This window comes from Bordetella sputigena (assembly GCF_965137885.1).
GTDB lineage: Bacteria > Pseudomonadota > Gammaproteobacteria > Burkholderiales > Burkholderiaceae_B > Bordetella_C > Bordetella_C sputigena.
Window position 1 is genome coordinate 263,583 of record NZ_CBCSCA010000001.1, and the last position, 21,256, is coordinate 284,838.

General features: G+C 57.3%; 21 protein-coding genes. All 21 read left to right on the forward strand.

Features of this window, described 5'->3' with window-relative positions; all coding sequences use genetic code 11:
- Positions 1-260 precede the first annotated feature (260 nt).
- Complete coding sequence (locus ACNA0R_RS01230; protein WP_415824056.1) at positions 261-1,367, forward strand: MraY family glycosyltransferase; 1,107 nt, start codon at positions 261-263, stop codon at positions 1,365-1,367.
- 59 nt (positions 1,368-1,426) lie between these two features.
- Positions 1,427-2,338, forward strand: coding sequence for a glycosyltransferase family 2 protein (locus ACNA0R_RS01235; RefSeq protein WP_415824057.1), 912 nt, complete (start codon positions 1,427-1,429; stop codon positions 2,336-2,338).
- Between the two features lie 6 nt (positions 2,339-2,344).
- Positions 2,345-3,415 carry a dTDP-glucose 4,6-dehydratase gene (rfbB, locus tag ACNA0R_RS01240; RefSeq protein WP_415824058.1) on the forward strand — a complete coding sequence of 357 codons (1,071 nt, stop codon included), beginning with the start codon at positions 2,345-2,347 and terminating at the stop codon, positions 3,413-3,415.
- Positions 3,412-4,305 (forward strand): dTDP-4-dehydrorhamnose reductase, encoded by an 894-nt coding sequence (gene rfbD / locus ACNA0R_RS01245; protein ID WP_415824059.1) that lies wholly within the window; start codon positions 3,412-3,414, stop codon positions 4,303-4,305. Before rfbB ends, rfbD begins: the two co-directional genes overlap by 4 nt.
- An 8-nt stretch (positions 4,306-4,313) precedes the next feature.
- The gene (rfbA, locus tag ACNA0R_RS01250) at positions 4,314-5,204 is read left to right on the forward strand and encodes a glucose-1-phosphate thymidylyltransferase RfbA (RefSeq protein ID WP_415824060.1); all 891 of its coding nucleotides are present in this window, start codon (positions 4,314-4,316) and stop codon (positions 5,202-5,204) included.
- Positions 5,201-5,758: a dTDP-4-dehydrorhamnose 3,5-epimerase gene (gene rfbC / locus ACNA0R_RS01255; protein ID WP_415824061.1), complete on the forward strand. Its 558-nt coding sequence runs from the start codon at positions 5,201-5,203 to the stop codon at positions 5,756-5,758. The genes rfbA and rfbC overlap by 4 nt, the downstream gene beginning before the upstream one ends.
- Positions 5,755-7,269, forward strand: coding sequence for a glycosyltransferase family 2 protein (locus tag ACNA0R_RS01260; protein ID WP_415824062.1), 1,515 nt, complete (start codon positions 5,755-5,757; stop codon positions 7,267-7,269). Before rfbC ends, ACNA0R_RS01260 begins: the two co-directional genes overlap by 4 nt.
- A 70-nt stretch (positions 7,270-7,339) precedes the next feature.
- The gene (locus tag ACNA0R_RS01265) at positions 7,340-7,714 is read left to right on the forward strand and encodes a glycosyltransferase family 2 protein (protein ID WP_415824063.1); all 375 of its coding nucleotides are present in this window, start codon (positions 7,340-7,342) and stop codon (positions 7,712-7,714) included.
- The gene (locus ACNA0R_RS01270; protein ID WP_415824064.1) at positions 7,707-9,140 is read left to right on the forward strand and encodes a UbiA family prenyltransferase; all 1,434 of its coding nucleotides are present in this window, start codon (positions 7,707-7,709) and stop codon (positions 9,138-9,140) included. The genes ACNA0R_RS01265 and ACNA0R_RS01270 overlap by 8 nt, the downstream gene beginning before the upstream one ends.
- Complete coding sequence (locus tag ACNA0R_RS01275) at positions 9,140-10,447, forward strand: FAD-binding oxidoreductase (RefSeq protein WP_415824065.1); 1,308 nt, start codon at positions 9,140-9,142, stop codon at positions 10,445-10,447. The genes ACNA0R_RS01270 and ACNA0R_RS01275 overlap by 1 nt, the downstream gene beginning before the upstream one ends.
- The gene (locus ACNA0R_RS01280) at positions 10,444-11,187 is read left to right on the forward strand and encodes an SDR family oxidoreductase (RefSeq protein ID WP_415824066.1); all 744 of its coding nucleotides are present in this window, start codon (positions 10,444-10,446) and stop codon (positions 11,185-11,187) included. Before ACNA0R_RS01275 ends, ACNA0R_RS01280 begins: the two co-directional genes overlap by 4 nt.
- Positions 11,187-12,725, forward strand: coding sequence for a hypothetical protein (locus ACNA0R_RS01285; protein WP_415824067.1), 1,539 nt, complete (start codon positions 11,187-11,189; stop codon positions 12,723-12,725). The genes ACNA0R_RS01280 and ACNA0R_RS01285 overlap by 1 nt, the downstream gene beginning before the upstream one ends.
- Positions 12,722-13,660, forward strand: coding sequence for an NAD-dependent epimerase/dehydratase family protein (locus tag ACNA0R_RS01290; RefSeq protein WP_415824068.1), 939 nt, complete (start codon positions 12,722-12,724; stop codon positions 13,658-13,660). Before ACNA0R_RS01285 ends, ACNA0R_RS01290 begins: the two co-directional genes overlap by 4 nt.
- A 1-nt stretch (position 13,661) precedes the next feature.
- On the forward strand, positions 13,662-14,969 hold the full coding sequence (locus ACNA0R_RS01295) for an NAD(P)/FAD-dependent oxidoreductase (RefSeq protein WP_415824069.1): 1,308 nt from the start codon (positions 13,662-13,664) through the stop codon (positions 14,967-14,969).
- A complete protein-coding gene (locus tag ACNA0R_RS01300; RefSeq protein WP_415824070.1) occupies positions 14,966-15,373 on the forward strand; it encodes a GtrA family protein in 408 nt (135 codons plus the stop codon). Before ACNA0R_RS01295 ends, ACNA0R_RS01300 begins: the two co-directional genes overlap by 4 nt.
- A gap of 42 nt (positions 15,374-15,415) precedes the next feature.
- Entirely contained in the window at positions 15,416-16,216 is an 801-nt protein-coding gene (locus ACNA0R_RS01305) for an ABC transporter permease (protein WP_415824071.1), read from the forward strand.
- A gap of 28 nt (positions 16,217-16,244) precedes the next feature.
- Positions 16,245-16,988, forward strand: a complete 744-nt coding sequence (locus tag ACNA0R_RS01310) for an ABC transporter ATP-binding protein (protein WP_415824072.1) — start codon at positions 16,245-16,247, stop codon at positions 16,986-16,988.
- Between the two features lie 23 nt (positions 16,989-17,011).
- Positions 17,012-17,575: a GNAT family N-acetyltransferase gene (locus tag ACNA0R_RS01315; RefSeq protein WP_415824073.1), complete on the forward strand. Its 564-nt coding sequence runs from the start codon at positions 17,012-17,014 to the stop codon at positions 17,573-17,575.
- Positions 17,576-17,659: 84 nt separating this feature from the next.
- Positions 17,660-19,642 (forward strand): glycosyltransferase family 61 protein, encoded by a 1,983-nt coding sequence (locus tag ACNA0R_RS01320; protein ID WP_415824074.1) that lies wholly within the window; start codon positions 17,660-17,662, stop codon positions 19,640-19,642.
- Positions 19,643-19,702: 60 nt separating this feature from the next.
- A complete protein-coding gene (locus ACNA0R_RS01325) occupies positions 19,703-20,152 on the forward strand; it encodes a sugar 3,4-ketoisomerase (RefSeq protein WP_415824075.1) in 450 nt (149 codons plus the stop codon).
- Positions 20,149-21,255, forward strand: coding sequence for a DegT/DnrJ/EryC1/StrS family aminotransferase (locus ACNA0R_RS01330; RefSeq protein WP_415824076.1), 1,107 nt, complete (start codon positions 20,149-20,151; stop codon positions 21,253-21,255). Before ACNA0R_RS01325 ends, ACNA0R_RS01330 begins: the two co-directional genes overlap by 4 nt.
- Position 21,256 lies beyond the last annotated feature (1 nt).

A 21,256-nucleotide genomic window follows, 5' to 3' on the forward strand; every position in this document is an offset into this window, starting at 1 on the left:
ATTTGTAACAAAAGCCCGGGGGGATAAAGCGGTTCGCGGCATATTGAACACTTTTGGCCATAGGCCAAAAATTTGTATTAGATCAGTGACATACCGCAAGCGAGCGTACCCGGAAGCTCCTTGGGAAAAGAAGTAAAATGCCCCCGCCATCAAGTGGGGTAACGATGAGCTGCGTCCGGAGGTTGTCGTCCGGATCGATATGAATTCACGCAACCGACCCTAGAAACCGGAAAAAGAGTCAAAGGGGTAGGTAAACCTTCATGCTTTACGTGTCTATTGCCTTTATCGCGTCTGCCATCTGCACATTGCTGACGCTGCGGTTCGGGCATTTGCACGTGCGCTATACCGGTGACTCCGACATGACGGGCGTGCAGAAATATCATGTCCGTCCGGTGCCGCGGGTCGGCGGCGTCGCGCTGGTTGTGGGCATGCTGGTGGTCGCCGGCGCGGCGGCTTGGCGTGAGCCGGGGTTGGTCAAGCCCTTGTTCCTGTTGCTGCTGTGCGGCGCGCCGGCTTTCCTTGGCGGCTTCGCGGAAGACATCACCAAGAAGGTTCGCGCCAGTGTGCGCTTGCTTCTCGCCATGATGGCTGGCGCGCTGGGTTACTACTTGCTGGGCGCCGCAGTGGTGCGCCTCGACATCGTCGGGGTGGATTGGCTGCTGCAGTTTTGGTTTATCGCGCTGCTGTGTACGATGATCGCGATCGGCGGCGCCGCCAATGCGATAAATATCATCGACGGCTACAACGGGCTCGCAGCGGTGGTTTCCGTCATGATCCTGGCTGGCATGGCTTATGTGTCGTATTACCTGGGCGACCGCTTGCTGGTCGTCGCTTCGGTAGGGATGATGGGCGCCATCGGCGGCTTCCTGATCTGGAACTATCCACGCGGCCTGATCTTTCTGGGTGACGGGGGGGCGTACTTCATCGGCTACATGATTGGTGAATTGTCCGTGCTTCTGCTCTACCGGCATCCCCATGTGTCGGCTTGGTTTCCCTTGCTGTTGTGCATCTACCCCGTCTTCGAGACGCTGTTTTCGATCTACCGCAAGCGCTGGCTGCGCGGCCGGTCGCCAGGGATGCCGGACGGGGTACATCTGCACATGCTGGTCTACAAGCGGCTGGTGCGGTGGGCCATCGGCTCCACCGAGGCGCGCCACAAGATCCAGCGCAATGCCATGACCTCGCCGTACTTGTGGGTGCTGTCGTCCCTTGCGGTGATCCCGGCGGTTCTATTCTGGCAGTACGAATACGTATTGATGGGATTCGTGGCGCTGTTTTCTATCGTCTACCTGGCGCTGTACCGCACCCTGGTGCGCTTTGCCACGCCGCGGTGGCTGATGGTCAAAAAAGAGGCTGATGACGTTTGAGTACAACTATCCCGGGAACATCTACTGCAAAGCCTGGCATGCCGGAGCCAAGGCCGCACGTGGCGGTTCTGCTCTGTTCGTATAACGGCGAACGCTTTCTTCGCCAGCAGCTGGATTCCATCAAGTCTCAGACTCATGACAATTGGAAAGTCTGGGTCTCCGACGATGGCTCGCGCGACGGCACGCTGGAAATCCTCGCCGAGTACTGCCGAGCGTGGGGCGAGCACCGCCTGGAAATCGTCCGCGGGCCGTCGCGTGGATTCGCGCCGAATTTCCTTTCCCTGGCTTGTCGGCCCGAGATCCAGGCCGATTATTTCTCATATTCGGACCAGGACGATATCTGGGCGGCGGACAAGCTCGAACGCGCGCTGGGCATCCTTGAAGAGCTGAAGGCGGAAGGTCCGGCCTTGTATTGCTCGCGTACGCGCCTGGTGGATGAGGCGGGAATCGAATTCGGCCTCTCACCTCTCTTTACACAAAAACCGGACTTCCGCAACGCGCTTGTGCAGAATGTCGGAGGCGGCAATACCATGGTCTTTAACGCGGCCGGGCGACGTCTACTGTTGGAAGCTGGGGCGGATATTCCTGTCGTGGCGCATGACTGGTGGACCTATGTGGCCATCAGTGCGGCGGGCGGCAGTATCGTGTACGACCCTGAACCTTCTCTCCTGTACCGGCAGCATGGGGGTAACCTGATCGGTTCGAATCAGGGCCTGGGTGCCAGGATCATGCGTGTTCGCCTGCTGATGCAGGGTCAACTGCGCGGGTGGATTGATGCCAACATCGCGGGCCTTCGACGTATCCTGGGGCAGTTGCCGGCCCCACAGCGGCAGATATTCCAGGAATTCGATGCGTCCCGCCAAGGCGGCATCGTGCGTCGTCTTGTTGGCTTGAGGCGTGCCGGGGTCTATCGGCAGACCTTCGCTGGAAACATCGGCCTGATTGTGGCCGCTCTTTTCAAAAAACTATAGAAAGCTATGACGATTTTGGTTACGGGTGGTGCCGGTTTTATCGGCGGAAATTACGTATTGGACTGGTTCGCGCAAACGGACGAGGCCCTCGTCAATGTTGACAAACTGACCTATGCGGGCAACCTGGAAACGCTCGCGCGGCTTGCCGGGCAGCCGGGTTATGTTTTCGTCAAAATGGATATCGGCGACAGGGCGGGAATATCCCGTCTTTTGAAAGAGCACAAACCGCGCGCGGTGGTGAACTTCGCTGCGGAATCCCACGTGGACCGCTCGATCGACGGGCCCGGCGAGTTCATCCAGACGAATGTGGTCGGTACGTTCAATCTTCTGGAAAGCGTGCGGGGATACTGGTCGGAATTGCCCGCGCAGGAAAAAGCGAGCTTCCGCTTCCTGCACGTTTCCACCGACGAAGTGTATGGCTCGCTGGCGGCGGATGCGCCGCCTTTTGCGGAAACCAACCCCTATGAGCCCAATAGCCCCTATTCAGCAAGCAAGGCCGCATCGGATCACTTGGTAAGGGCCTGGCATCACACCTATGGGTTGCCCGTACTGACGACCAATTGCAGTAACAACTACGGGCCCTACCATTTTCCGGAGAAACTGATTCCGTTGGTTATCCTGAATGCCGTCGCCGGCAAGCCGCTGCCTATCTATGGCGACGGCCAGCAAGTGCGCGATTGGCTTTATGTGAAGGATCATTGCTCGGCGATCCGCGCTGTTCTGGCGTCGGGCCGCATCGGGGAAACCTATAACGTCGGCGGCTGGAACGAGAAACCCAATCTTGATGTTGTGCGCACCATCTGCGCTATCCTGGATGAGCTGAAGCCGCGCGGCGATGGTTTGTCCTATGCCGGGCAGATTACCTTCGTTCGCGATCGGCCGGGCCACGACCGCCGCTACGCTATCGATGCCCGCAAGATCGAAAGAGAGCTCGGCTGGAAACCTGCCGAAACCTTCGAATCGGGCATACGTAAAACGGTCGCCTGGTATCTGGAAAACACGGAGTGGGCGTCCAACGTCCAGAGCGGCGCATACCTGCAGTGGGTCGAAAAGAACTATGCGGGCCGAGACCAGTGAAAATCCTTTTGCTAGGTAAGAATGGACAGGTAGGCTGGGAGCTGCAGCGCGCGCTGGCGCCACTGGGCGATCTCGTCGCACTGGGACGCGCCGACGAATCCGGCTTGTGTGGCGACTTGGCGGATGACGCGGGCATCGCGGCCACGGTCAAGGCGCTCGCGCCCGATGTGATCGTCAATGCCGCCGCGTATACGGCGGTGGACAAGGCAGAAAGCGAGCCTGATGCCGCCCATGCCATCAATGCCGATGGCCCTGGCGCCTTGGCGCGCGAGGCCGCCAGGTTGGGGGCATTCCTTGTTCACTATTCCACTGACTACGTATTCGACGGAAGTGGGACGCGTCCGTGGGAAGAAAATGACCCCACCGGACCCTTGAGCGTTTATGGGAAAACCAAGCTGGGCGGCGAAGAGAGAATTCGCGAAACCGGTTGCGCCCACCTTATTTTCCGCACCAGTTGGGTGTATGGCGCCCGGGGCGGTAACTTCGCGAAAACGATGCTGCGCTTGGCGAAGGAACACGACGAGCTGTCTGTCATCGACGACCAAATCGGCGCGCCCACGGGAGCGGACCTAATCGCCGATGTGACGGCACATGCCATCGCACGCACGCGGTCCGGATCCGGGCTGCCCGGGACTTATCATCTGGCCGCGGCCGGCGAGACGTCCTGGTATGCCTATGCCAGGTACGTGCTGGAAAAAGCAGCGGAGCACGGCGTTGCGCTAAGGGCGTCAACGGTCAAACCCATTTCGTCGAGCGCATACAAGGCTGCCGCGCGTCGACCGTTGAATTCCCGATTGAATACTGCTTTGCTGCGGGAATCGTTTGGTCTCTCGCTGCCGGCGTGGCAAGCCGGCGTCTCCCGTATGCTTACCGAAGTTCTAGAGAAATAAATCCCATCATGCAACGTCAACGCAAAGGCATTATCCTGGCGGGCGGCTCCGGAACCCGGTTGTATCCGGTGACCAAGGCTGTGTCAAAGCAGCTCTTGCCCATATACGACAAGCCGATGATCTACTACCCCTTGTCTACGTTGCTGCTGGCGGGCCTGCGCGACATTCTGATTATCTCTACGCCGCAGGATACGCCCCGGTTCCAGCAACTGCTTGGCGACGGCAGCGAATGGGGCATTAATCTGCAATACGCGGTGCAGCCCAGTCCCGACGGCCTGGCTCAAGCCTTTATCATCGGCAAGGACTTTCTGAATGGATCGCCGTCGGCCTTGGTGCTGGGCGACAACATCTTTTACGGACACGATCTGCACGTCCAGCTTGAGCGGGCGGTCGATAGAACTTCCGGCGCCACGGTATTTGCTTACCACGTTCATGACCCGGAGCGCTACGGTGTGGTTTCCTTCGATGCGGATGGCCGTGCCACGTCGCTGGAAGAAAAGCCCGCAAAGCCGAAGTCCAGCTATGCCGTGACCGGCCTGTACTTCTACGATGAAAAGGTCATCGATATCGCGGCGGAACTGAAGCCGTCGGCGCGCGGTGAGCTGGAAATCACCGATGCCAACCGGATCTACCTGGAGCGGGGCGAGCTGACCGTCGAAATCATGGGCCGCGGATACGCATGGCTGGACACGGGCACGCATGAAAGCCTGATCGAAGCCAGCAACTTCATTCAGACCATAGAGCATCGCCAAGGGCTCAAGGTGGCTTGTCCGGAAGAAATCGCTTACCGCCGCGGCTTCATTGGTCGGGAACAGCTGGAAAAGCTGGCGGCTCCATTGGCGAAGAACGGCTATGGGCAATACTTGCTGCGCCTTTTGAAAGACGAGGTCAGAACGTGAAGGTGATTCCCACCGCAATTCCGGAAGTGGTTCTTATCGAACCGAAAGTATTCGGTGACGATCGCGGCTTCTTCTTCGAAAGCTTCAATCGGCGACAGTTCGCCGAAGCCACTGGCCGCGACGTGGATTTCGTGCAGGACAATCATTCCCGGTCCGTCCAGGGCGTGCTGCGTGGCATTCATTATCAGATCCAGCATGCGCAGGGCAAGCTCGTCCGCGTGGTGGCGGGATCGGTGTATGACGTTGCCGTGGATCTGCGTAAATCGTCGCCCACCTTCGGCCAATATGTCGCGGAAATCCTCAACGCCGAGAACAAGCGGATGCTGTGGGTGCCCGAAGGATTCGGCCATGCTTTTCTTGTGCTGTCCGCCAGCGCGCAGTTTCTCTACAAGACGACCGACTATTACACACCCGAGGCGGAGCGTTGTATCGCCTGGGATGATCCGACGCTTGCTATCGATTGGCCATTGGACCAGTTGGGAAGTGCAACCGTACAACTGTCGGCCAAAGATCGGCAAGGGTTGAAGTTCCCTGAGGCCGACGTATACCAATGAGCCGTATAAAAGACTTAATTCTAAGGACAGGAGCAAAAGTCGCCAAGCCACTGCGCATGGCGAGGGCGGGCGCGCGGGGTATCCGGCAGGCCGGCGGAGTGCGGTTGGTCAGCCGCAAGGTCATCAACATATATCGCCGCGAAGGTGTCGCCGGCATTCGCCGTGGTATTGGTCTTTTTCGCCATGCTATCCACAATCGATCAGGGCTCGATCGCAATAACTATGCGGCGTGGCTGCTTCAGTATGACACGCTCACCGACGAAACACGGAAAGAGATGGCGCGGCTTGGTGATGGCTTGCGCATGAAACCGCTGATTTCAATCATTATGCCGGTCTATAACCCGGCACCGGGTTGGCTGCGGGAAGCAATCGAATCAGTGCGTGACCAGGTTTATTCCGAATGGGAATTGTGTATCGCGGACGACGCGTCCACGGACCCGGCGGTCCACGATGTGCTCCGGCACTATCAATCCCTGGACCCGCGGATCAAAGTCGTTTTCAGGGAGTCCAACGGGCATATTTCCGCAGCATCCAATTCTGCCCTGGAAATTGCAAGGGGCGATTGGATAGCGCTTTTCGATCATGATGACCTGCTCAGCGCCCATGCCCTGTTCTGGATGGCGGAAGCAATAAACCGCAGCCCGGGCGTGGGACTGCTGTATTCCGACGAAGACAAGATCACGGAAAAGGGCGTCAGAACAGAGCCGCACTTCAAGTGCGATTGGAATTACGAGCTGTTCCTCTCGTACAACATGATTTCGCATCTGGGTTTGTACCGAGCGGATCTAGTGCGGGAGGTCGGCGGCTTTCGTCTTGGATTCGAAGGCGCCCAGGATTATGACCTGGCGCTCAGGTGTATCGAGCGCTTGGCTCCTTCGCAAATCGTTCATGTCCCACGCGTGCTGTATCACTGGCGTATTCACGCGGCAAGCACCGCGCAGGCCGGGGATTCCAAGCCTTATGCCTTGCTGGCGGGCGAGCGCGCCCTGAACGAACACATCCGGCGCGTGGGACATCAGGCACGTGCGGAGTTGCAGCCACGTGGCTATTACCGCGTGCGCTTCGACCTGCCGATCGCGCAGCCGCTGGTGTCCTTGATTATCCCCACGCGCAACGGCGAGACGCTGGTCCGCCAATGCATCGACAGCATCCTGCAGAAGACGACCTACCTCAACTACGAGATTCTTCTGGTCGATAACGGCTCCGATGACGCGGGCGCGTTGGCTTACTTCCAGGAATTGGCTCGGCATCCACGCATCCGCGTCATCCGTGACGATCGGCCGTTCAATTACTCGGCGTTGAACAACGGCGCCGTGGCACAGGCCAACGGCGAATACGTTGCCTTGGTCAATAACGATATTGAGGTCATTTCTCCCGATTGGCTGAGCGAAATGATGTCGTATGCGATCCAGCCCGGTGTGGGCGCGGTTGGCGCAAGGCTTTTCTACCCGGACCGCACCGTGCAGCACGCTGGCGTGATCCTCGGCTTGGGGGGGGGTGGCGGGGCATAGCCATAAGCATCTTCCCGCCGACCATCCGGGATATTTTTTCCGGGCCATCCTGACGCAGGAGCTTTCGGCGGTGACCGCCGCTTGCCTGGTGGTTCGCAAGGGGACCTACCAGGCGGTAGGGGGGTTGGAAGAACAGGCGCTTACCGTGGCGTTCAACGATATCGACTTCTGCATACGGCTCAAGCAGGCGGGATATCGGAATATCTATGCGTCATATGCAGAGCTGTATCATCACGAGTCCGTCACGCGCGGCACGGAGAATACACCGGAAAAGCAGGCGCGCTTCCAGTCCGAATGCGATTACATGAAGTCGCGCTGGGCTGACCTGCTGGATGCGGACCCCGCCTACAGTCCCAACCTGACGCAGGATTACGAGGATTTTTCATACGCGTGGCCCACCCGCGTTCCTCCGTTGTCCGCCTCCCCGATCTTGAAAAATGGATAAAGCTGAGAGCCGCGTCGTCGTCGATCTGGACGGGACGCTCGTATTGACCGATATGCTGGTGGAGAATGTATTTCTCTTCCTGCGAGCCTACCCGTGGCGGATATTCAGCCTGGTTGCATGGTTGTTCAAAGGCAAGGCTTATTTCAAGTGCAAGCTGGCCGATGCGGTTCTGCCAAAAACCGACCGCCTGCCGTATAACCAGGCGCTGCTCGTATGGCTGGACCAGCGGCGCAAGGCAGGAGCACGCCTGGTGCTCGCCACGGCGTCCGACCGGAGGATCGCCCACGGCATCGCGGAACATCTACGCATTTTCGACGATGTGCTCGGTACCGAACCGCACGTCAATCTGTCGGCTCGGCGCAAACGCGAGGCTTTGGTCAAGTTGTACGGAGAAGGTGGCTTCGAGTATGTCGGCAATTCCGCTGCGGATCTGAAGGTATGGGACGCCGCATCGCGTATCCATGTGGCGAACCCCGAACGCGGGGTACTGTCGGCGGCGCGAAAGCTGGGCACCATCGGGGAGGTATTCGACGACAGGCCAGGCTATCTGCGGACCTTGCTCAAAGCGCTACGGGTACACCAATGGGCGAAGAACCTGCTGCTTTTCGTACCCTTGCTGGCGTCGCACAGGCTGCTGGAGCCGGCGCTCGCCGTTCGCGGGACGATCGCCTTCATCGCCTTCAGCCTGTGCGCGTCCAGCGTTTATCTGCTGAACGACCTGCTGGATCTGCAGGATGACCGTCAGCACCGTACTAAACGCTTCCGTCCCCTGGCGGCCGGCACGTTGCCGATCCTGCACGGCCTTTTCATCATGCCGGTTCTGCTGTTGGCGGCCGTGATCCTCTCCGCGCTATGGCTGCCGTACTATTTTCTGGTTGTCCTGGCCGGATATTATGTGCTGACGCTGGCCTATTCGCTGCGCCTGAAGCGCGTCGTGATGCTGGATGTCGTCACATTGGCAATGCTGTATACGGTACGGGTCTTTGCCGGCGCAGCCGCGATGTCGCTGGTGACGACCTTCTGGATTCTCGCGTTCTGCGTGTTCATCTTCCTGAGCCTTGCATTCGTCAAGCGCTACACCGAACTGCGGGAGGCCCGCGAACGCGGCCGGCGGGACAAGGCGGCCGGCCGCGGCTATTACCCATCGGACTACGAACTACTTGCTTCGTTGGGGGGGGCGTCCGGCTATATATCGGTCCTTGTGCTGGCGCTTTATATAAACGACTCCTCATATGGGGCGCTATATCGCCATCCGCAATGGATGTGGGGGGCCTGCCCGCTGTTGCTGTTCTGGCTGAGCCGCGTCTGGCTGTTGGCGCATCGGGGCGAAATGCACGATGATCCTATCGTGTTCGCGCTGCGTGACAGGATCAGCCGTTGGGTAGGCCTGTTGTTCCTGTGCACCTTCGTGCTGGCGTCCTTTTGATGCAAACGCGATTGTCATGGGGGCGTTATCCCCGCGTTCCGCAGACCCTGCATCCGGTCTCCTGGCCCGGCGAGGTCCCTGAAGCTCTGTCCTCGCGGCTCGAAGCCGGGACCTTAGGCTTCGGTTGCGGACGTAGCTACGGTGATTCCTGCCTGGCGGACTCAGGGCATGTAATCGCCATGCGCGGTCTGGATCGTTTTGTCGAGGTTGATTGGCAGCACGGCGTGGTCCGAGCGGACGCTGGCATTACCTTGGGCGAACTGATTGCCTTGGCTTTGCCCAGGGGTTGGTTCGTGCCGGTTACGCCAGGCACGAAGTTCGTCAGCCTGGGTGGCGCGGTAGCCAACGATGTCCATGGCAAGAACCATCATGTAATGGGAACATTCGGCCGGCATGTCCGCCGGCTAGTGCTCCATCGCAGTGACGAAGGCTTGATCGAATGCTCGCGGGGGGAAAGACCCGAGCTGTTCGCGGCTACGGTCGGGGGCCTGGGCTTGACCGGATTGATCATGGAAGTCGAGCTGCAGCTGAGACCGGTCAACTGCGGACTGATCTCGCAACGGTCCATCCGATTTGGCAATCTGGAAGAATTCTTCGCCCTTAGCCGGCAGTATGACCATGCGCATGAATACACGGTGGCCTGGATAGATTGCCTTGCCAAGGGAGCCGACGTGGGAAGAGGGCACTACATCGTCGGCGATCACACCGACGGCGATGATACGCGGCCCGCTCCACCTGGCCGATTGTCGATGCCTGTCGACCCCCCCTTTTCACTGGTGAACTCGCTATCGTTGCGCGCCTTCAATACCCTTTACTATCATCGCCAGCGCGCGAAAGAAGTGTCCAGTATTAGCGGCTATGATCCCTTCTTCTATCCGCTGGATAAGATCCTTTCCTGGAATCGCATGTATGGGCGGCGCGGCTTCCAGCAGTATCAGTGCGTAGTGCCGTCGCCCGTTTCGCAGGATGCGATCCGCGCGATGATGACCGAAATTTCGCGTAGCGGTATGGGCTCTTTCCTGGCGGTGCTGAAGCAGTGTGGCGACATCGCGTCTCCGGGCTTGATGTCTTTCCCTATGGAAGGTGCATCACTGGCGCTGGACTTCCCGCAGCGCGAGCCCTCCATAAGTCGGCTGTTCGCGCGACTCGACGCGATTGTGCGGGAAGCGGGCGGCCGTCTTTATCCCGCGAAGGACGCGCATATGAGCGCCGAGCATTTCCGCTGCGCCTATCCGGGCTGGGTGCAGGTGGAGGCGCTGCGTGATCCGGCTCTTTTATCCCGTTTTTGGAAGCGCGTTGCTTTATGAGCGTTCACATCGTAATCGTAGGCGCCACCTCGGCGATCGCCCAAGCGGTCGCGCGTCGTTATGCGGCGGACCAGGCAGCGCTGTTCCTGGTGGCACGTGATGCCGACAAACTGGCTTTGGTTGCCGTGGATCTGGGCGCCAGAGGGGCGAGCAGGGTGCACACGTTCGTGATGGATGCATCCGACTATTCCAGGCTCGATGAACTTTGCAGCACTGCCTGGAGCGATTTGGGGCATGTCGACGTCGTGCTCATCGCCCATGGCACGTTGCCGGACCAGCGGCGTACGCAGACGGACCTACCCTACGGCATCCAGGAATTCAGAATAAACGGCGAGAGTGCAATCGCGTGCATGAGCGTGTTGGGTGAACGCCTCAAATCCCAGGGACGAGGCGTGCTGGCCGTGATCGGTTCCGTGGCCGGGGACCGAGGTAGGGGCAGTAATTATCTGTATGGGTCCGCGAAGGCGGCCGTCGATGCGTTCGCATCGGGCTTGCGTGCTCGCCTTTTCAAAACCGGTGTTCATGTGCTTACGATAAAGCCGGGTTTCGTCGCAACGCCGATGACCGCCGGTCTTGATCTGCCGGCCCGGTTGACCGCGCAGTCCGATCAGGTGGCGGCCGATATCGTAAGGGCGGTGTCGGCGCGCCGGGACGTGCTGTATACGCCGTGGTTCTGGCGCTTCATCATGGGCATCATACGGCTGGTACCGAACGCGATATTCAAACGCAGCAAACTGTGATGCCGCCGTCTTCCTATACTGCGCGCCCGTCGCGCTGGATCCAGGCGGTCGATCCCGCGGTGTGGGCCTTCCTGTCTTTTGCCTGCATACTGGTCGCGGCAAAGTGGATGCTCATACATGCGTATGGGAACGTGACGCCGTATTGGGACCAATGGGATGCCGAGGCGGACCGCCTGTATGCTCCCTATGTCGCGGGGACACTGCATTGGATGTCGTTGCTCGCGCCGCATAATGAGCATCATATTTTGACGACCCGGCTGTTCGCCTTGGGTTTGTTCATCGTCAATGGCCAATGGAATCCGTTACTGCAGATGGCGGTGAATGCAATCCTGCACGCGGTGACGTTGGTGTACCTGCTTTCACTGTTGCGACGCGCCGTGCCCCACATTGCCGGGATACCGGCGCTCGCTGTCGTGCTCGCGGTGTTCTGCATACCTTACGCCTGGGAAAACACACTGGCGGGTTTCCAGGCACAGTTCTACTTCAACTTGCTGTTCTCCTTCGCCGGCATGTGGTTCCTGGTGACCGAGACCGCCTTCTCGCGGCGGTGGTGGCTTGGCATTGCCATGGCGGTCCTCGCCTATCTGTCGCTGGCCTCGGGCATCTTCACCGTCCTCGCCGCGGCCGCAGTGTTGCTACTTCGCGAATTGCGCCATGGTGCCTTACGGGGAAAGACCGGGTTGGCGGTGACAGTTCTGCTGCTGCTGTTCGTCGTAGGCTACGTCCTGACCCCTGTCATTCCGAATCATGCGTTCATGAAGGCGACATCGTTCGGACAGTTCCTCGAAGCTCTTCTGCAGAGCCTCAGTTGGCCGTATAAGGCACGAGTCATATGGCCGTTGCTTCTCAATCTGCCGGGCCTTCTGTTCGCGTTTCTCATACTGCGTACTCCACGTGATCGCGTGCTCGCGGTCGAATGGTTTATTTTGGCGCTGCTCGCGTGGTCCGTAGGCCAGGCTGCGGTGACGGCCTATGGCCGCGCTATTGCCGTCCTTGCACCCCGTTATTTCGACCTGCTCGCCATCGGCATTCTGGCAAACTTCGCCTGCCTACTGTGGCTGTGTGACAGGGCCCTTATGAGCCGCCAACGTTTGATGAAAATTGCGGCGTTGGGCGCATGGCTCTGCATTGTGACGATCGGCTTCGTAAAAGCTTGGCCGCTCTTGGTATCCGAGCTGGATTACAAGCGTCAGATTGGCGTCGCGGAAGAGACGAATGTCAGGAATTTCCTGCGAACCGGAGACCGAACCGCCATTGAGGGCAAGCCGTTCCTAGAGACCCCGTATCCGAATGCCGACCGCCTGATGCACCTTCTTTCAGACCCGGGCATCCGGCGGATATTACCGGCGGTGATCTTGCCCGCTGGCGATCCGGATCGCATCGAAGGCAGATTTGATCATGCGGTAGACGAGCTGCTTGCGCATGCTTATATCCTGCTCATTGTCGGTGCCGCTTGCGCGGTGATATCCGTAATGGGCAGCAGGGCCGACGCCGGCATCGAGCGGCGCGGCAAGTACAAACAGGAAATGCACGAATGATGACTGGCAAGATCGTTTTGCCCGGCGGCGCGGGCCTGGTTGGGCAGAATCTCGTGGCCCGGCTGAAATCTCGAGGCTACTCCAATATCGTAGTGCTCGATAAGCACAAGGCCAACCTGCAAGTATTGCGGCAGGTTCAACCGGACATCATCGCCGAATATGCGGATCTGTCGCAGCCGGGCGACTGGACGCGTCATTTCGAGGGCGCCGATGTCGTCGTGATGTTGCAGGCCCAAATCGGGGGCAACTTCTACGAAGAGTTTGAGCGCAATAACGTCGACTCTACCAGGCTGATACTCGATGCCATCCGGGACAAGCACGTACCTTATCTGGTGCATATCAGTTCGTCCGTGGTCGAATCGGTCGCCGACGACTTCTATACGAGAAGCAAAAAGGCGCAAGAGGAAATGGTCCTTGGTAGCGGGATCCCGTGCCCGGTGCTGAGGCCCACGCTCATGTTCGGATGGTTCGATCGCAAGCATTTGGGATGGCTGTCCCGCTTTATGAAGAAGGTGCCGGTTTTTCCTATCCCGGGGAACGGTAAATACATGCGCCAGCCCCTGTATGTAGGCGATTTCTGCAACGTGATCATCAGCTGCATCGAGCGGCGCATTCCGGATGGAATTTTCAACATATCCGGCCATGAGCGCGTGGATTACATCGACATCATCAGGGAGATCAAGCGGGTCACCCATGCTCGCGCGGCGATTGTCAAGATTCCCTATGGATTGTTCTATGCCCTGCTGAAGGTCTGGGGAACTCTCGATCGCAACCCGCCGTTCACGACACAACAGCTGGAGGCGTTGGTGGCCAAGGACGAATTCGAGGTAATCGACTGGCCCGGTATCTTCGGCGTGCCCAGTACGCCGTTTTCGAAGGCCATCGACGAGACCTTCAATGACCCGCGCTACAGCCACATCGAACTGGAGTTCTGACATGGCCGAAAACGATAAGATGCGAGTAGCGGTATTGGGAGCCGGCCCCATGGGACTAGCGGTGGCCTATCAGCTCGCCAAGGACGGCCATGCGCCGGTCGTTTTCGAGGCCGACGACCGTGTCGGCGGAATGACCGCCACGTTTGATTTCGGCGGGCTTTCCATCGAACGCTATTACCATTTTCACTGCATATCCGACACCGACTTTCTCGACATGCTGGGCGAGCTCGGCATCTCGGACAAGATGCGGTGGGTCGAAACCAAAATGGGATACTACTACCAGCGGCGTTTGCAGGCCTGGGGTAACCCTATGGCGCTGTTGCGCTTCAAGGGCCTTGGATGGATGGCCAAGTTCCGTTATGGACTGCATGCCTTTCTCTGCACACGCCGCAAGGATTGGCGGCCCCTGGATCATGTGGAAGCAACGGGGTGGATAAAGCGCTGGGTCGGCCAGGAGGCCTACGAGGTCTTGTGGCGGAAGTTGTTCGACCTGAAGTTCTACGACTACGCGCATGGCTTGTCCGCTGCATGGATCTGGAGTCGGATACGGCGTATTGGGCGGTCGCGCTACGATCTGTTCCGCGAAAAGCTGGGATACCTGGAGGGCGGGTCAGACACTTTGCTCCAAGGCATGCGTAAGGCCATCGAGGCGTGGGGCGGCGAGTTTCGGCTGAAATCACCCGTATCGAAGGTGGTCATGGAGCACGGCGAGGTGCGCGGCGTCGAAAGCGGTGGTGAATTTTACGCTTTCAATAAGGTGATCAGCACGGTCCCCTTGCCATACGTGCCCCGAATCATGCCCGATTTGCCGTCTAACATCCTGCGGAAGTTCAGCTCGCTGCGTAACATCGCTGTAGTATGCGTCATTGCAAAGCTGCGTAAGTCCGTGACAGAGAATTTCTGGCTTAACACGAATGATCCGGACATGGATATCCCGGGCGTGGTCGAGTATACGAACCTGCGCCCACTAGCTTGCCACATTGTTTATGTACCCTTTTATATGCCTGGAGAACATCCCAAGTACAAGGAGCCCGATGATGTGTTCTTGGAAAAGGTTCGGCGGTACTTGAAGGCAGTCAACCCCACATTGACGGACGAGGACTTTATCGGTCTACGCGCGAGCCGCTACCGCTACGCACAGCCGATCTGCGGACCCGGCTATCTCGAGCAGTTACCGCCATTGGAACTGCCCATACGGGGCTTATGGGTCGCCGATACCTCTTACTACTATCCTGAAGATCGTGGCATATCGGAAAGTATAGGCTTCGGGCGTAACATGGCCAGGGCTGCGATGCGGGACTCGTCGTGAAGGCTCTTATGTTTCGGTGGAACGGCAGATTTGTCCGCTTCATGGTGGCTGGAGGTATCGCAGCCGCAGCCAATTACGGATCGCGGTTCATATTCAATATCTGGTTCGATTACGAGATATCCATCGTACTCGCATATATTGTCGGAATGGCGGTCGCGTTCATTCTCATGCGTGCCTACGTATTCGATGCTGGTGGACGTCCATGGGCCCCCCAGGCGGTCAAGTTCACGTTGGTGAACGTCCTGGCAGTCTTGCAGACGCTTATCGTCAGCGTGGCTCTGGACCGATGGATTCTGCCCTCGCTAGCCGTGCCCGGCAACCACGAAGCGATCGCGCACCTAATTGGCGTATTGGTACCCATCGGAACCAGTTATTTCGGCCACAAGGTTGCTACTTTCAAGTGAAATACCGAAATATCGTATTGTATTTTCAATATCAGGTCAGTCATGCCGGATAAATCCATATCAGGCGCCGTGCGCGACATCGCGGGCGCGGTTGCCAAATACTCTTTGGTCGGGACGCTAGGCTGGCAGGACGTGCGCCAGCGATATCGCCGGTCCAGTCTTGGTCCATTCTGGCTCACGATAAGCATGGGGGTCATGATTGGCACCATCGGAACAGTTTTCGGCCAGATATTCAAATCCCCGATGCATGGATTTTTGCCATTCATCGCGATAGGGCTGATTCTGTGGGGATTTATATCGTCGGTGATTACTGAGGGGTGCACCGGCTTCATTGCCGCTGATGGAATTATCAAACAGTTGCCGCTCCCGCTGGCTGTGCATATCTTTCGCCTGATGTGGCGAAATCTCATTATCCTCGCCCATAACATCGTTATTTTTCCTCTCACATTGCTGGCAGTGGGGAAGCCGCTGCAGTGGGTTGCACTGCTAAGCATCCCGGGATTTATTCTTCTGGTTTTGAATTTGTTATGGGTGGCGCTTCTCATGGCCACAATATGTGCAAGATATCGTGACGTGCCCCAGATAGTTACCAGTTTCCTGCAGGTGCTTTTTTATCTGACTCCCATAATGTGGTTGCCTGAACTGCTCCCTGGTAATTTCGGTGCGTATATTTTGAACTTGAACCCGTTTTTTCATTGGTTAGAACTGGTGCGTGCTCCGTTATTAGATCAGTGGCCCGAACCGGTTAACTGGTGGGCATCGATCGGTACTGCGGTGGTAGGCTGGGGAGCGGCTATGGTGTTGTATAGCCGGTATCGCCGTCGCGTTGCGTATTGGCTGTAACCGCTGCCAGCAGAAAGGATGGACAGGAATGGCATACGTGAGATTTGATCAGGTTTGCGTGGATTTTCCTATATACAACGCCAGTGCCAGATCACTGAAGAAAAGGCTCTTCCAAGTTGCCACCGGCGGGCAGCTGGGTCAGGACACACACGGCAGAGTTGTTGTTCGAGCCCTTGATAACTTGAATTTCGAGCTAAAGGATGGCGATCGTGTTGGCTTGCTGGGGCATAACGGCGCAGGAAAGAGTACGCTTCTGCGGCTTCTGAGTGGGGTATATGAGCCGTCAAGCGGGCATAAGACCTTGGCCGGCGACGTCGGTTCGCTCATCGATATTTCCTTCGGAATAGACCCTGAAGCGACTGGTCGCGAGAACATTTATATACGCGGATCATTGCTTGGGCTATCGCGGTCGGAAATCAAGCAGCGAATGGAGGAGATAGTCGAATTCTCCGAGCTGGGTGACTTCGTGGATATGCCGGTCCGCACCTTCTCCACCGGGATGCATCTACGGCTCGCATTCGCCGTATCGACGGTGATAAGGCCAGAGATACTTTTGATGGATGAATGGCTTTCTGTCGGTGATGAGGGTTTCAAGCATAAGGCTGAAGCCCGAATGAGTGAGCTGGTGAAATCGACAAATATTTTGGTGATCGCAAGTCACTCAAAGGAATTGATTCTTCACACCTGCAACCGGGTACTGTGGCTCGAGCACGGTAAAATTCGCATGGACTGCAGTCCACAGGAAGCGGCCTTAGCGTATTTTGGAGGCTAAGCGAATCGGAGTCGGAGGCATGTATGACCATGGACCAAACAACTCGTGCCCCATGGAGGGGTGGGCCCATAATTGGCAAATCGATTCGTCTACGGCTTGCGGCGCTTGACGATGCCGGCTTCATACTCGACCTGCGCTTGGATACGTCGCTCAACGAATTCGTTTCCCACGTTGCCGCTGATGTGGAGAAACAAGCGCAATGGCTGAATGATTATAAAATACGTGAAGCGTCAGGCAGCGAGTATTATTTCATAATCGAGGACCTCTCTCGTCGGCCGCTTGGCACAGTTCGTATCTACGATTATCAGGGAGACTCGTTTTCATGGGGTAGCTGGATGTTGATTCCGAGTGCTCCGCGTAATGCGGCCATCGAGTCAGCCCTATTGATCTATGAGCTCGCTTTCGGCGAACTTGGATTTAATCGCGCGCACTTCGATGTGCGAAAGGGAAACGAAAGGGTTGTGGCATTTCACCAACGCTTTGGTGCTTATATCGTGGGTGAAACCGAATCGGATTATTTTTTTGAATATTCGCGGAAGACCTATAAAGCGATAAGGCGCCGCTATGAGAAATTCTTGCCGGCGTGAAAATTAAATGGCAAAGTTTTTGGCAGTTCGACCGACCTCTATGTTGCAGAGGGCGTATTTGAATAATGCCGAACGATAGTGCCGATGGAGAGCGCGATCCCCAAAATGAAGAATATGTTGATGCGTGTCCCTGGCGTACGGCGTGCTGTCGTCGCGCACCGGAGGGTAAGGAAGCTGCGAGCTCTTACTGCGAGTGGTTTGTTTGACGCGGATTGGTACGTCGAGCGGTACAAGCTAAACGGTATGAAGGATCCGGCGGCGCACTACCTATCCATCGGAGGGTTCGCAGGCCTGAATCCCAATCCGCTCTTTCACAGCGAGTGGTACTTGCTGCGTTATCCGGACGTTCGCAACGCAGCGATCAATCCTCTGCTTCACTACATATGGCACGGTGCGGCGCAAAATCGGAAGCCTAACGCTCTCTTTGATGCGACATGGTATCTGGATAGATATGCCGATGTGAAGGATAGCCGCATTGACCCGCTGGTTCATTACTTGTCGCAAGGTGGCAAAGAAAGGAGGGACCCAAACCCTCTTTTCGATGCGGACTGGTATGTTCGGAGGTATCTGCCGGGTGGCGGCGGCGATGTCAACCCGCTTGTGCACTACATGGAAACGGGGGCGTTGAGGGGTGATAATCCTCATCCGTTGTTCGATTGTGGTTGGTACTTGAAAAAATATATGAGCCGCGGCGGCAATTGTGTCGACGCGCTTGCCTATTTCTTGGAAACTGGTTGGGCCAAAGGAGATTTGCCGGGCCCCTTGTTCAATCCTTCGTGGTATCTAGAAGAATACCCAGACGTTGCGGCGTCGGGGCAAGACGCGCTATATCACTACGTCCGCCATGGCCGTGCCGAAGGGCGTCTACCCAATTGCAGCCCTCATTACTTCAAATCGGCCGCCGCGCTCCGCGCCTACCTTTCGGCCCTTCCGCCAGCGCTGGAAAGCACGCGAGTCACTGTGGAGCTGCCCGTTGCAAGCGTACAGGAAAGCGTAGCAGGCTCAACTGCGATGGTTTCCGACGCGGAAGGGACGAGCATAATATACAGTTCTTCAACGATTTCGGCTGTAGGCGTTGAACAATGCGACTATCCCACGCCGCCTTATGTTGCTAAAATAAACAATGCGCTCGCGCTTGGTGGTACCAGATACGTTGTCGCTGGCGCCCACCTATTGCACGATGAGGAGCGGCGCTTCTTCAACGAGCAGGGGTCAGAAATCAAATATATCGGAGCCCGCCGGTTGAAGGCGGGCTCGATCCGGCTTGATCTTAATCTCCGGCAGGGGGCATGGGTTGGCAGTGGCATCAACCTCATGCACGAGTATTCTAATAACTATTTCCATTTCGTCGTCGAGACGCTTCCGCGCATTCTCCTCGCCGAGGAGGCTACCATCCGCAAGGATGTTCCGTTGTTGATGGAAAGCAATCTGCACGACAACATGCGTACCTTGGTGGATGCCGTTAACGGGGATCGCCGGCCGGTGATGTGGCTAGAAAGCGGTGTCGCACATCATATCCGTGAGATGTATATGCCTGCCGATGCTTCGGTGGTAGTAGACGCCTATTATGGCGGCCCCGTAGCACGGCGCTCCGCGATCGACGTGGGCAGGATCCGGCAAGCAGTGGAACGATGCAAGCGAGTGTACGCCGTGCAGGGCGCCAATCCGCGACGGAATATCTACGCTTGCCGTAGAGGAAGAACACGTCAGTTATTGAATCAGGCAGAGCTCGAGGCGAAACTCGCGGCATTGGGATTTGAGATTGTCTGCGTGGATGACATGAGTCTGGAAACCCAGGTTCGCATTTTCTCGGAGGCACGGACAGTTATCGCTCCGACTGGTGCGCAAGTCACCAATATCATCTGGTGCGATCCTGGCACGAACGTGGTTGTGCTAGCGTCTGATCACCCGAGCCATCAGCTGTACTTATGGGAATTGCTGGGGCAAGTCTCCTACGCCGACGTCGAAGTGCTGCTCGGCCCACGGGCGTACGTGCGAGATGATAAGTACAGCGTCCATGACGACTATCATATCGACGTGGATGCTGTGCTGAGAGCAATTGGATAAACATATAGCCGTAAATGGACGGTTATAAGGACGCGGTACAGGAAGATATTAGAGGGATAGATGGGCAATGCTAAAAGAGGCGCTGGCCGCGTACCACTGGACGAGATCTACGAAATAATAGATCTTCCCAAGATTACCGACCCGCGCGGAAATCTCACTTTTGTTGAAGGCATGAACCACTTGCCGTTCGATGTAAAGCGCGTCTACTACTTGTATGACGTGCCGGCCGGAGAGGAGCGTGCGGGCCACGCTCATTACCAGCTGCAACAGCTCCTTATCGCTGTAGCCGGAAGTTTCGATCTAGTGCTCGATAATGGATATGAGAGGCGCACAATCAATTGCAACAGACCCTACCAGGGCGTACTCATGAAGTCCCTGGTATGGCGCGAGTTGACCAATTTTTCATCGGGTGCTGTATGTCTGGTCCTTGCTTCCATGCGGTACGAGGAATCAGACTATATACGCAACTACCAGGATTTCTTGATTAGCGTGGGGAGAGAAGCGCCGTGATCCCGTTCTTTAATATACAGGCGGGGCACGACCTGCTTGTCAATGAAATTCGCGAAGCCTTCGATCGCGTACTCAGTAGCGGCCACATAATCATGGGCAGCGAGTTGTCGAAGTTCGAGGAGGAGTTTGCTGCATATTGCGGCGCCAAACATTGCATTGGCGTGGGCAATGGCCTTGACGCCTTGGCGCTGGCCTTGCGGGCCAAGGGAATTGGCGCAGGAGACGAAGTTATCGTCCCATCGCAGACGTTTATTGCCAGTTGGCTCGCCGTGTCCATGGCGGGGGCAACTCCGGTACCGGTCGAGATCGACGAGCGTACGTATACCATGGATCCGGCACGCATCCGGGCGTGTATCGGATCAAAGACCGCTGCCATTATGCCGGTGCACCTGTTTGGTCTACCGGCGGACATGGAGAGCATCAACGCGCTGGCCGCGCAGCATGGGCTTTTTGTCCTGGAAGATGCCGCCCAAGCTCATGGCGCGAAATGCGGTGGGAAGCCTGCCGGCACGCTGGGTCACGCCGCTGGCTTCAGCTTTTATCCCACCAAGAACTTGGGAGCGCTGGGCGATGGCGGCGCGGTGGTCACGAATGATGATGCGCTCGCGGACGGTGTCCGTCGTCTGCGTAATTATGGATCGCGCATAAAGTACGTGCACGAAGTGGCCGGGGTTAACTCCCGCCTTGATGAATTGCAGGCGGCGATCCTGCGCGCAAAGCTACCGATGTTGGACCAGTGGAATGCCCAGCGCAGGGTCGCCGCTGCCATGTATTCGAAGCACCTCGACGGCATCAAAGGCCTTCAGTTGCCATACATCCCCGAGAATCTCGAACACGTTTTCCATCTGTACGTTATCAAGTTGACGCGTCGCGACGACCTTCAAGCGTATCTCCAGGAACGTGGTGTCGTTACATTGGTGCACTACCCTATCGCGCCACATGCACAAGCAGCATATCAAGGCATGAATTTGTCGGCTGAACTGCTGCCTCTTGCGCAAGCAATGGCTGATGAGTGTCTGTCACTTCCTATGTGGCCGCAGATTGATGAAAGCGAGATAGCGACGGTAGCTGGGCATATCCGCGAATTTATGAGCCAGCTGTGAT

Bases quoted from the DNA above. Each gene is read 5' to 3' on its own strand.
- ACNA0R_RS01230 (WP_415824056.1), top strand. From the start codon at position 261: ATGCTTTACGTGTCTATTGCCTTTATCGCGTCTGCCATCTGCACATTG.
- rfbB (WP_415824058.1), top strand. From the start codon at position 2,345: ATGACGATTTTGGTTACGGGTGGTGCCGGTTTTATCGGCGGAAATTAC.
- rfbA (WP_415824060.1), top strand. From the start codon at position 4,314: ATGCAACGTCAACGCAAAGGCATTATCCTGGCGGGCGGCTCCGGAACC.
- ACNA0R_RS01260 (WP_415824062.1), top strand. From the start codon at position 5,755: ATGAGCCGTATAAAAGACTTAATTCTAAGGACAGGAGCAAAAGTCGCC.
- ACNA0R_RS01270 (WP_415824064.1), top strand. From the start codon at position 7,707: ATGGATAAAGCTGAGAGCCGCGTCGTCGTCGATCTGGACGGGACGCTC.
- ACNA0R_RS01275 (WP_415824065.1), top strand. From the start codon at position 9,140: ATGCAAACGCGATTGTCATGGGGGCGTTATCCCCGCGTTCCGCAGACC.
- ACNA0R_RS01280 (WP_415824066.1), top strand. From the start codon at position 10,444: ATGAGCGTTCACATCGTAATCGTAGGCGCCACCTCGGCGATCGCCCAA.
- ACNA0R_RS01285 (WP_415824067.1), top strand. From the start codon at position 11,187: ATGCCGCCGTCTTCCTATACTGCGCGCCCGTCGCGCTGGATCCAGGCG.
- ACNA0R_RS01290 (WP_415824068.1), top strand. From the start codon at position 12,722: ATGATGACTGGCAAGATCGTTTTGCCCGGCGGCGCGGGCCTGGTTGGG.
- ACNA0R_RS01295 (WP_415824069.1), top strand. From the start codon at position 13,662: ATGGCCGAAAACGATAAGATGCGAGTAGCGGTATTGGGAGCCGGCCCC.
- ACNA0R_RS01305 (WP_415824071.1), top strand. From the start codon at position 15,416: ATGCCGGATAAATCCATATCAGGCGCCGTGCGCGACATCGCGGGCGCG.
- ACNA0R_RS01310 (WP_415824072.1), top strand. From the start codon at position 16,245: ATGGCATACGTGAGATTTGATCAGGTTTGCGTGGATTTTCCTATATAC.
- ACNA0R_RS01315 (WP_415824073.1), top strand. From the start codon at position 17,012: ATGACCATGGACCAAACAACTCGTGCCCCATGGAGGGGTGGGCCCATA.
- ACNA0R_RS01320 (WP_415824074.1), top strand. From the start codon at position 17,660: ATGGAGAGCGCGATCCCCAAAATGAAGAATATGTTGATGCGTGTCCCT.
- ACNA0R_RS01325 (WP_415824075.1), top strand. From the start codon at position 19,703: ATGGGCAATGCTAAAAGAGGCGCTGGCCGCGTACCACTGGACGAGATC.